We start from the raw sequence: 11,665 nt of genomic DNA, 5'->3' as shown, positions 1-11,665 counted from the left end.
CCGATTTTTTTGCCGCCCCGTTTTTCTGCCACCACTTCATTCGTTTCTGCGGTGGCATGGAAAGTAGGACCGGCATTCTGCCTGCTCTGCGACTTGTGGGGCAGGCAGGCCTGCCTGCCCTTGAGCAGGCAAGGATGCCTGCTCCACGAAGTGCGGTGCGGCTGGAGGGTCGCAGGCCTGCGATCCTGGCACGGAGCCCGAGCCCCTCCACGCACGAACCCGGATACAATAGACCGCCCCGAGAATCCTGCGCCGGACAACGCCATCCGCCCGGAAAAGCGATGCCGCGATCCGCTCAAGAAATCCATGCAGCATTTTTTTTCATCTACCGAGTCCCTCGTCGGGGGCGTGCGGTGTTATTGCGGAATGGAATAGGGCTGTGGCTCGCTTGCCTGCTGGGTAGGGCTTGGGGTTCGGTCAAATGAATAAACCCGTGAGAGGAGAAAATATGAATAAAACTGCATGGCTGGCCGCTTTGGCGGCAGGATTGGTCGGTGCCGCGAACGCCGAGGTGATTTACGTCGATTTCTATGACAACGGGACGGTCAATTCCGCGCCGGAATCCTATAACGTACTGCATACCGGCGAAGCGAATGGCCCCAACCATCCCTTGGCCTCGACGAGTGCGGGGCTGAGCATGACGGGATTGGTGGATACATCGGGGGCCTCAACCCCGGTCGCCGTCAAACTCTCGTCCTACAATAATGATGGCGCGACGGCTGCCGGCGGGGGCAGCATCGCGATCGCCGAAATCAGCGGGATCGCCACCAATGCTTCTCAGGATGCGTTCTATTGCAACGACAAGGGAACGGCCGGAAGCGATTTCGGTTTCGTTGTGACGTTCTCCAACCTGACCGGTTCTGCATACAACGTTTCGCTGCTTTCCGCGACGACTTCCGGCAGCGGAACCTGGTCGGTAACGACCGGTAGCGGGGATGCGAGCATTCAATCCTATGCCTCTGCCGCCGCGACGACCGGCACGCTCGACTGGACTTCGGTTTTCCCGGTCGATGGTACGATCCAACTGACCAGCCTGAACACGAACCCCAATAGCTGGAAAAACGTGTGGATCGCCTTCGCTTCGCTCGAGGCCGTCGCGGTTGTCGGAAATCCTCCGTCCGCCGATGCCATATCGACGAATGTTACCGAGGATGGCAGCGTCGACATCACTTTGAGCGGGACGGATCCCGAGGGCGATGACCTGACCTATCATATCCTTTCCATGCCGGTCAACGGCACGCTCGCGACCAACGGCGCGCTGCCGGACGTGACCTATACGCCCAACGCCGATTACGTGGGTTCCGATAGCTTTACCTATCTCGTCAACGACGGCACGTTCGACAGTGCGGCGGCCACCGTTTCGATCACCGTCGATCCGGGCAACGACGATGTCCCCGTGGCCGATGATCTAGAGGTCGTTGTTCTCGAAGACAGTTCGGTCGAAATTACGCTCAGCGGCTCGGACATCGAAGGCAGCAACCTGACGTATGCCGTGGCTTCCGGCCCGAGCAACGGCAGCCTGAGTGCCGGCACCGGACAGGTGCTAACCTACACGCCGAACGCGGATTTCTTTGGCGCCGACAGCTTTACCTACACCGTAAACGACGGCGCGCAAGACAGTGCCCCGGCCACTGTCTCGATCACGGTTGTCGAAGCGACGGATGGCGAATTGATCCTCAACGGCGATTTCGAAGCCGATGGACTCGTCGGAACCGTCAACAACATTGTTGGCCCCATTACCGGGTGGAACGATGGAGCCAATTTGCGTGTGGATACGGTGGACGCGAAGCTTCCTGCGGTTCCAACTACGGCCGTACGTTTGACCGATGGCGCCAAGGCCTTCCAGAACTTCACCACGACCTGGAACGCGGCCAGCACGTTTACGGTTAGTTTCAATGCGTGCAATGTGTGGTGGAAAAGCACGGACGGGACTTGCAGCCTTGACGTGGAGATGCAAAGTGCCACGGGCGCGGTGTATTTGGCGGAAACGGCGGCCGTTGCCGGAACGCATGCCAACACCACCTACGCCGACTGGACCGAAGCGATGACCTGGAGTTTCACTTTTACCGGGGAAGATCTGATCGCCGCCGGGGCCAGTGCCAACGAGGAATTGCGGCTTAATTTCACTTCCACCTCGATCAACTGGCTCGACAACGTTTCGGTGATCGTTGAGGGCGGTGCACCCACGGCGGTTGGCGACATTTCCATCGAAGTCGTCTCCGGCGGAACGGAAGTCGCCCTTCGCTGGGCGACCGAGTCGGGATGGAACTATGGCGTGGAAGCCCGTTCGGGCCTGGCCCATGGAAGCTGGGATACGATCGTCACCAACGGGGTTCCCGGAAATGGCGGAGAAGTAACCATTACGACGCCGGCTTCTGCGGGCGCCGTCTTCTACCGCGCCTATCTCGACAACGAATAGTTTATAAAACAGCAACAATCCGCCGCGCGGGCGGAAGCGCCCGCTCGGTGGAATAAGCAAAAGGAGAAAAATGAAGAGAACAATCGTCGCACTCATGGCCCTTTCCGGCCTATTGGCTTCGGCAAACGCCAACCTGATCACCAATGGCGATTTCGAGGCCGATGGACTCGCCAATACCGCCAACAACATTGTTGGCCCCATTACCGGGTGGAACGATGGTGCCAATGTGCGTGTGGATACGGTGGACTCGAAGCTTCCTGCGGTTCCAACTACGGCCGTTCGCTTGACGGGAAATGCCACGGTATACCAGAACTTCACGACGGCTTGGGATGCGGACAGCACGTTTACGGTGGATTTCAATGCCTGTAACGTATGGTGGAAATCCGGAACGGAGCCCGGTATCTGGGTTTCGCTCCGGAGCGCAACAGGCACGGAATATGAAGCGCAATTGGCGAATACGGCCCAGACGCATACCAATTCCACCTATGCGGACTGGACGGAAGATATGACCTGGAGTTTTGATTTTTCCGGTGCGGATCTGATTGCTGCCGGGGCCAGCGCCGATGATGAGTTGCGCGTCAATTTCTATTCGAAAAACAACTCCAACTCGATCAGCTGGCTCGACAATGTTTCCGTTACGGTCATTCCGGAACCGGCGACGCTGGGGCTGGTGGCCGCGTTTGGAGGATCCGTCCTCTTTATCCGCCGCCGTTTCATGATCTAAGGAAATAGCGTTCCAAGCAAAGGAAAGCCGCCCGGCCACGGGCGGCTTTTCTGGTGCAGAGGCATGTGGCGACGGGAAGCCGGCCATGGCGAATGCCAACGTGATTCTAAACGGGGATCTGGAGGCCGAAGGGGATTCGGGTGGCGAACTCCAATGGAAGTGAATCTGCCAACCACCAACCCCACCGCTTTCTTTCGCGTAAAAAACCCCGGAACGTGGCTCTATCGGTTTGTCCAATTGAACCTTGATTGTTCCCTGCCCCCGCAACAGTATGCATGACGTCGATGTCTAGCTGGAAGGATCGGCGCCGCCTGTACCTTGCAGGGGACGACCGGTTTTCACGGGTGCCGCGCGGGTTTCCTCCGGGGATGGCTCTGTTTATTGGATCGGTTGATAAGGAAAAAATAGTGAAAAAAATCTGGTTGCTGTTGTCGGTTCTGGCGGGTCCCTTGATGGGGAATGCGGAGAGTTCGTTCGATTCGTTCGAGGCCTGGAGGACGTCGGGCAACAGCGATTTGACTGTGGGCGAAAGCTTGGCGCTGGCGCGGCGCGAGGATCTGTTGGAATTGATTCGGACCGACCCGCAAGCGGCTTTGGCGTTGGCTCTGTCGGCGGATGAGATCGATGCACTGCCGGAGGCCATTGAAAAGCGGGTTGAGCGGCGGGTGGAAGGCGTGGCCAACAGCAGCCCTTTCCGTCCGGCGGCAACCGGCCCGGCTGCCGGCAACGCACGCGACCTGTTGATCAAGGGGCAGGCGTTTCGCGCCTATGTCTACGGGGATCGATTGCAACAGCAAACCTTTGGCAACGAGTTGGTCAGCGGCATCGCCATTGGTGCAGAATTGGCGATTGAGTGCGAGGATAGCGGGATCTCGGCCGTGGCGCGCGCAACGAGTTCCGTTGAAAAAGTATCCGTAACCACCGTGGTGTTCAACTTCGGCACCAACGATCTGATTCTTGGCGAAGATGCCGGATTCCGGACGGTGGCTCTTGCCGGTTGCGAGTCGCCGGAGGCCGCGCCCGGTACGCCGCGGCTTCCCGCCTCGTTTCAGCAGATCGAATTGCCGGCGGGCGTGGAGGAGGTTGCGGTTTCGTATTCCGTCAGCGAAGTGTTGGTCGGTACGGGCCTGACGCTTTATCCGGTGCAACCGGCGATTGCGCTCTCCGACACGAACAGTGTTTTTGTGGGCCCGGATGCCGCGGCCTATGCCTCGACCAACCGCACGCCCGCCGATGCGGTGGAGCCGTGGGGCGGGGTGACTCGGCGGCGCGGCACCTGCATGTTGCCGCTTCGCATCAACCCGTTGCGCTATGTTCCCGCCTCCGGCGAACTCTTCCTTTGCACGGAGATCGCGGTCGAACTCGAATACACGCAACCCGCGACCGCGACCGTGCTTTCCGCCGCTTCCGCAACCGCGGATACCGTCGATTATCTCGTCATCACCTCGTCGGACTTGAGCAGCGCTTTCGAAACCCTGACGAACCACCGCGAAACCTTTAACGGATACTCCACCGAAATCGTCACCGTCGATTGGATTGCCGCCCACGATGACATGACGCGCCCGGACGGCGGCAGCGATACGCAGACCGCCATCCGCAATTGCATTACGGACTATGTCGCCACCAAGGGAACAACCTACGTCGTGCTGGGCGGCGACGATACGATCGTGCCCGACCGCGATTGCTACTGCATCGTGAACGCTTCCACGGATGATCCGGCGGAAGATTTCACCATCCCGACCGACCTCTACTATGCCGGGCTGGATGGTACCTGGGACGACTACGATTCCGACGGCATCTACGGCGAAGCGGATGTGGATGACATTACGTCGCAGGACGAGGGCGACCTTTATGCCGATGTCTACGTCGGCCGCATCCCGGTGCGCACTTCGGCGCAGGCGTTGGCCTATATCGACAAAGTGGTCGATTATGAAAACGATCCGCCGGCCAACGTGCAGGGCAAGCTTTTGGCCAGCGGCCATAAGCTTTGGAACTCGTATACGGGCACCGACCGACCGGGCGACACCATGTATGACGGCCATCTCCCCATGGACATGGAGATCCACCCCACGGTCGAGGAAGAGGAAATGTGGCTGCGCCGCGCGGTTCGCGACTGCATCCAACCCTATTGGGAGCCGAAGCAGATCTGCTACATGTTCACCACCCTCACCAGCTGGGACACCACCGAGGCGGGCACCTATTCCGCTTGTGGGTCGAATCTGGCAACGAAATACAGCGAAGGGTGGCAGTTTGTCTTCAACGCCACCCACGGAAGCGCCACCGCATTGAGCGCCGAAGCCAACGATAGCGGAACCAGCGACTCCTTCAACACCACCGACGCCGCCGGCCTCACCGATCTGGTTGTGGTCTTCAACACGATGGCCTGCATTAGCGGCGGGTTCGACAAAACCGATCCGAGCATGAGCGAGGCCATGCTGCGCAATGCCAACGGCGGGGCGCTGGTCTACCTCGGCTGCAGCCGGTATGGCTGGGGTTCGGGCGATGCCGCGCCGGCCTCGGACACCTCCACGGGCGGGACTTCCTGCCTGTATATGCGCGAGTTCATGGACGTGCTCTTCAACGACAAAATCTATGATATCGGCGAGCTGTTCTATACGCACAAGGAAAACTATGGCGGCAGCGGAACCAGCAACGGTGCCAAACGCTGGGTCATGTTCGGGCTCAACCTTCAGGGCGATCCCGGACTCGCCATTCCGCTTGAAACCCAGAACCTGGAAGTGGAAACCGATTTGGAATCCCTCGCAATCGACGAGGGCGCGACCGCTTCCCTGAAGGTGTGCCTGAACAAAGAACCCATTTATCCGCAGACGGTCGAAGCGACGGTGTCCGGCGACGCCGATGTGTCGATCAGCGGCGGTTCAACCCTCACGTTCACCGCCGACAACTGGGATACGTACCAGACCGTGGCCCTCGCCGCCGCGGCGGATGCGGACGCCTTGAACGGCGAAGCCGAAATCGCCTTGACGTTTTCCGGCGAGTCCACGGTGGTTTCGGTGCGGGAAGTGGACGCCGAATTCAATGACGCGCCGGAGGTTGCCATCCTCTCGCCGGTGCAGCGCAAGGCCATGCTGACGGAAGGTTCCGGCATCGTGTTCAGCGGGGCGGTCGAGGATGACGGCGGTTCGGCGTCGCAGACCTGGAGCGTGGAAACGGGCGCCGCCGGCTGCGTGATCGAAGCGCCCTCCGCGCTAACAACGGCCATCACGTTTCCGGCAACCGGAAGTTATGTGGTCCGGTTGACCGCGTCCGACGGCACGAACGAATCGTACGACGAAATTTCCGTCGAAATCGATGCGGTCGCGGAGCCCGTCGCCGTGGGGCTCGTGCCTGCAACCCTGACGGCCGCGACGGCCGATATCGCGACGATACTCTATTATCCGTTCGATGCCGCATCCGGCAGCTTGGCGGCGGACGCCGCCGGCGGGCATGACGGAACCCTGTCCGGTTGCAGCTGGCAGACGGCCGGCGGCGTGGTTGCCGGGGCGCTGGCGTTCGATGGCGTGGACGACGAAGTCGCGATTGCGGATGCCGCCGACTTAAACCTTTGCGATGTTGCCCAACGCACGGTGGCGCTGTGGTTCAAGACCGACACCGCGTCGGGCCGCCAGATGATCTATGAGGAAGGCGGCAGCTGGCGCGGATTCAATATCTATCTGGACGGCGACACGCTGTATGTCGGCGGCTGGAACCGGGGGGCGAATACCTGGAGCACCACATTCCTTTCGGACAGCGGAATCGTTACCGGCCGGTGGTATCATGTGGCGATGGTGCTGGATGTGGACGATGCGCTGCTCAATGACGGCTTCCGGGCCTATCGCGATGGCGTGGAATTTTCGAGCGGCAATGGTTCCGTTCTCTCCGCCCACAGCGACAACAATTGTTTGGGCGGCATTGCCCAATCGACCTATTGCCATGATGGCGAGTGGTCGGCATCGACTGCGACGAATACCTTCCATTTCAGCGGACTGCTCGATGAACTGGTGATCTACGACGAAGCGTTGGGCGACGCTGAAATCCATGACCTCGGCGCATTGCCGGCCTTGGTGCGTTATCCTTTCGATGGCGATGTGGCCGATGCCTCGCCGGGAGAGGACTATTCCGGCACGCTCTCGGGCGGCAACTGGATTGCCGGGATCTGGGATCGGGCGCTCTGGTTCGATGGGGCGGATGACTATGTCCAGATTCCCGACTCCGCCGATTTCAACCTCGTCTCGGGAATAACCAAACGCTCGGTAGCGTTCTGGTTCCGTGCGGACGATCTGGACGGAACGCAGATGATTTTCGAAGAGGGCGGGTCGACGCGCGGAATCAATTGCTATCTCTCGGAAAACACGTTGTATGTCGGCGGCTGGAACAACGGAGAAAACGGATGGAGTTCCACCTACCTGGGCACCAACGGCCTTTCGACGGGCAGCTGGCACCACGTTGCGATCGTGCTCGATGCCGATACGCAGGTCGATCCGGCGGCGTTCCGCGGCTACCTCGACGGCGTCCGTTTCGGCGCCGGCAACGGGGCCGCGCTCAATAAACACACTGATCCCGGTGGTGTCGGGATGTGTCGGGCCACCTCGAAGCTGCACAGCGGCAACGTCAGTGGTTCGGGCCATCCCTTTTGCGGGGCCGTCGATGAATTCCTGATCTATAACCGCGCGTTGACGGACGATGAAGTCGGCGAACTTTCGGCCATGCCCGTCGGGGTGGATGCCGGCGCCGTCCAGGCCGTCGGTGCGGTGGCCACGCTGTCGGGCAGTGTCGATTGCGTGAACCCGTTGTCTACGATCTGGGAGGTCGCGGGGGGCACGGTCGGCGATCCGGCGGCGCTCGACACCGATGTGGTGTTTTCGGAGGATGGCGCCTATACGATTCGCCTGACGGCCACCGCCAACAGCCTCTCAGTGTTTGATGAGACCGCGATTGCGGCCGAAACCACGGCCGACTCCGATTCCGACGGTTTCTCCAACTACGAGGAATATGTGGCCGGAACCGATGCGAACGATGCCGAGTCGGCTTTGGGCGTCATCGGGTGCTCGGCCGGCGCCGCCGGTTTCTGCGTCGAGTGGGTGGGCGGGGTAGAGGCTTTCCAAGTGCTGGAATATACCGAGAGCCTAATTGATCCGGTTTGGATCCCGGTCTATACCAACGATCCGCCCACCGCAGTTACCAACGAAGTGGTGGATTCCATTTCAACGAACGCGGCGCGCTTCTATCGGGTGCGCGCCTACCGAGAGTAGTTGTTGTCTTTAGGGACCGGGGGCTTGCAAAGGCGAGCCCGGCCGGCCCCGGCGCAAACCCCGTTCGATCCCGCCGCCGATCCGCCGTCATTTAAACCTAGAAATGTAAATGAACCACGGATTCATGAACAGGATAGGCAGAACAGGTTCTTACTCCGGCGGGTGAACGGAACAAACTCGATCTCTAATTGAGTATCCGTGTCCATCTGGGTTTATCAGTGGTTCCCTTCCCGGGTTTGGGTTAAAGCGCGACGACGCGGCCGGTTTTCCGGGCTTCCTCGGCGGCGAAGACGCTGGTGTGCGTTTCGAGGCTCTCGACCGGGCCGGACAGGATGGCGCTTTGGTCGTTGGTGGCCACCGCTTCGATGAATTTTTTCATGAGGCCGTAGTCGCCGCCGCCGTGGCCGCTGACGATGGAGCCCCCGACTTTCGAGGCATCGATGAGCGCGTGCTTTTTGCCCAGGAAGTCGTAGTGGTCGATGATCTTGCCGTCGCCGTACAGTTCGCCTTTGGTGCCGAAAATTCGGGTTTTGCGGCCGGAACCTTCGCAGAAGGCGGTCATGGTGAAGACGCCGCTGGCACCGTTTTCGAACTCCATGCCGACGACCTGATGGTCCACCACATCGTTGTTGCAGGCATAGACGCAGCGGCCGTACGGTCCTGTTTTAATCGCCGCTTGCACGCCGGCGACCGTGGTGTCGGGGGTGATGATGTCGACCGGCCAGCCGGTATGTCCCTTCTTCACGAGGTCGAGATAGATTTTGATGGCCGAGTAGGGGCAATCGGGTTCGACCGGGCAATCGACGCAACGCTCGGAAGCGCCTTGGGGTTTATTGGCGGCCGTGAAATGCCGGAGGTGGCCGAACGAAGAGACTTTGGCGATTTTCGAACCGACGATGTACCGTAGCCAATCCATGTCGTGGCAGGATTTCGCCAGCAGCATGCAGCTGCTCTCTTTCTCGTTGCTCCACTGGCCGCGCACATAGGAGTGGGCCTGATGCGAAAACCCGACCGGCTCGAGGTGCTGGATGCTGACGATTTCTCCGATCAAGCCGTCGTCCAATAGCTGTTTGAGCTTCTGGGTATACTGGGTATAGCGCATCACGTGGCAGACTCCGAAAAGGATCTTCTTGGCCCGGGCGGCGGCAACGATCCGTTCGCACTCTTCCCGCGTCGGGGCCATCGGTTTTTCGAGCAGGACGTGGTAGCCCTTGTCGATCAGCGCCAGCGCCGCGGCGGTGTGCTTTTGGTCGGGCGTGGCAATGATGACCGCGTCGGCCACGCGGCCGTCGTGGGCCGCCAGCTCCTGCCAGGAGTTGAATACGTTCTCGGGCGGGATGGCGTATTTTTCCACCAGATCGTTGCGGTAGAAGTCGCGCGGTTCGGCCACGCCGACCACGTGGACTTCGTCCGGGAAGTCCGTTGAATAGTTGGAATAGGACCGCCCCCGGCTTCCCGCCCCGACAATGCATATGCTGACTTTTTGGTTCCGATCCATAACAAGATTTCCCGATTGCGTGAGGTGAATGCCACATGGCGGGTTTCCGCCGATAAAGGCCGCCATAGTTATCTTCATCCGCAGGTCCAGTCAAGAAACGGTGGAATCCCGTTGTGCTCCCTCTGCGGGTACGGATTCTGCCGGGAGGGGAATTGGCGCGACAGGGGCGCATTCGTTTGATAGCTTGTCGGGGTCTATGAAAAACGAGTGGCAGACCCGACAGACGCTATTGCTGCGTGCGAAAAACCAGGACGACGATGCGGCCTGGGAGGAGTTCGTGCGCTATTACAGCGGCTTCATCCATATGGTGCTGCATAAAATGAATTTGTATCAGGTGGATTTCGACGACCTGGCGCAGGAGATTTTGCTCCGGATCTGGAAAAGCCTGCCGGATTTCATCTACGACCAGGACCGGGCGCAATTTCGCACCTGGCTTGGCCGGCTGATCCGCAACCAGGTGCTTGACCACATTCGGTCGACCGAGCGCCGAACCCGCAAACACAGCGCCGTGGCCGATGAAATGGAATCTTCCGCGCGGGTCATGGACGAGCCGGAGATGGGAAAAATCATCGAAGAGGAGTGGAAGCTTCATATCGTCCAGTTGGCGTTGAGAAATATTTCCACCCTTTTTTCGGCGCGGGCCATCGAGGCCTTTCGGATGAGCATCGACGGAAAAAGCACCGCCGAGATCGCGGCTCGTTTCGATGTGAAACCCAACTCCGTGGTGAAGCTGAAGAATCGGGTTAAGGAGCGTTTGGTCATCGAAATCAACCATCTGCGAAACGAACTGGAGTCCCCATGAACAAGCCGCTTCCTCCGGATGATGGATTCTTGGAAATGGCAACGAGCCTTTTGTCGTTGTACGACGAGCAGGGCGTGGCCGACGAAAATACGCACGGCGCCATCTATCAGGAGCTGCGCACCTATGGCGACCGGTATACCGACCAGGAAACGCTGGCGCGCGGCGGCATGAAAAAAATCAGCCGGGTTTTCGACACGAAGACCGGCCGGCAGGTGGCCATGGCCGAGTTGCGGGCAAATGCGCCCTCGGAGATGTATGAGCCCTTCCTGCGCGAAGCGCGGTTGACCGCGTTGCTGGAGCATCCCAACATTATCTCCATTCACGACATCGGCCTTTCCTCCGATGGCCGTCCGTTTTTCACCATGGATCTGAAGCGCGGCGACTCGCTGGCGGAGATCCTGAAAAAGAACCGCATGCCGCGCGAACAGTTGCTCGAAATTTTCGTGAAGCTGTGCGATGCCGTTTCCTATGCCCATTCCCAGCGGGTGCTTCATCTGGACCTGAAGCCCGACAACATCCAGGTCGGGCGCTTCGGCGAGGTTTTTATTTGCGACTGGGGGCTGGGGAAAATCGCCGATTCCGACGAGAGCGAAGGCTCCGAGTTCGACGCGATGCTGTTCAATCCCGACCTGCTCAACAACATGACGCTTTCCGGCGAGTTAAAGGGGACGCCGGGCTACATGGCGCCGGAGCAGTTTGAAAAAAATGGCGTCAAAACCTTCCAGACCGATGTCTATGCGCTCGGGTGCCTGCTGTATGCCCTCCTGACGCAGCAGCCGCCGTTGCGCGGCTCCCCGGACGAGATCCGCGAATGGACCTTGGCGGGAACCATCGTCTCCCCGGCCAAGGCCTTCCCGAACAAAGCCGTTCCCAAGGCGCTCAACGCCGTTGTCATGAAGGCCTTGGCGCTGAAGCCGGCGAATCGGTACCGATCGGTGAAGGCGTTGCGCGACGACGTCAAAAACCATCT

Annotated in this window: 6 protein-coding genes; 5 read left to right on the top strand and 1 reads right to left on the bottom strand. The window is 59.8% G+C overall.

Features of this window, described 5'->3' with window-relative positions; genetic code table 11:
• Positions 1-448: 448 nt before the first annotated feature.
• The 3 genes from ABYO54_RS07470 (at position 449) to ABYO54_RS07460 (ending at position 8,395) form a co-directional block, all read left to right on the top strand.
• On the top strand, positions 449-2,419 hold the full coding sequence (locus ABYO54_RS07470) for a cadherin-like domain-containing protein (protein WP_372807624.1): 1,971 nt from the start codon (positions 449-451) through the stop codon (positions 2,417-2,419).
• 70 nt (positions 2,420-2,489) lie between these two features.
• Positions 2,490-3,143 carry a hypothetical protein gene (locus ABYO54_RS07465; RefSeq protein ID WP_372807623.1) on the top strand — a complete coding sequence of 218 codons (654 nt, stop codon included), beginning with the start codon at positions 2,490-2,492 and terminating at the stop codon, positions 3,141-3,143.
• 407 nt (positions 3,144-3,550) lie between these two features.
• A complete protein-coding gene (locus tag ABYO54_RS07460) occupies positions 3,551-8,395 on the top strand; it encodes a C25 family cysteine peptidase (protein WP_372807622.1) in 4,845 nt (1,614 codons plus the stop codon).
• Positions 8,396-8,636: 241 nt separating this feature from the next.
• On the opposite strand, the gene ABYO54_RS07455 is transcribed toward ABYO54_RS07460, so the two are convergent.
• Positions 8,637-9,893, bottom strand: coding sequence for a Gfo/Idh/MocA family protein (locus tag ABYO54_RS07455; RefSeq protein ID WP_372807621.1), 1,257 nt, complete (start codon positions 9,891-9,893; stop codon positions 8,637-8,639).
• 196 nt (positions 9,894-10,089) lie between these two features.
• On the opposite strand from ABYO54_RS07455, the gene ABYO54_RS07450 reads away from it, so the two are divergent.
• Complete coding sequence (locus ABYO54_RS07450) at positions 10,090-10,695, top strand: RNA polymerase sigma factor (protein WP_372807620.1); 606 nt, start codon at positions 10,090-10,092, stop codon at positions 10,693-10,695.
• A 35-nt stretch (positions 10,696-10,730) separates the two neighbouring features.
• Positions 10,731-11,665 (top strand): serine/threonine-protein kinase (locus ABYO54_RS07445; RefSeq protein WP_372807619.1); only part of this gene is annotated, 935 nt, incomplete at its 3' end.

It is taken from the genome of Pontiella sp., assembly GCF_041622395.1.
GTDB lineage: Bacteria > Verrucomicrobiota > Kiritimatiellia > Kiritimatiellales > Pontiellaceae > Pontiella.
This window is presented reverse-complemented; position numbering and strand designations above follow the sequence as displayed.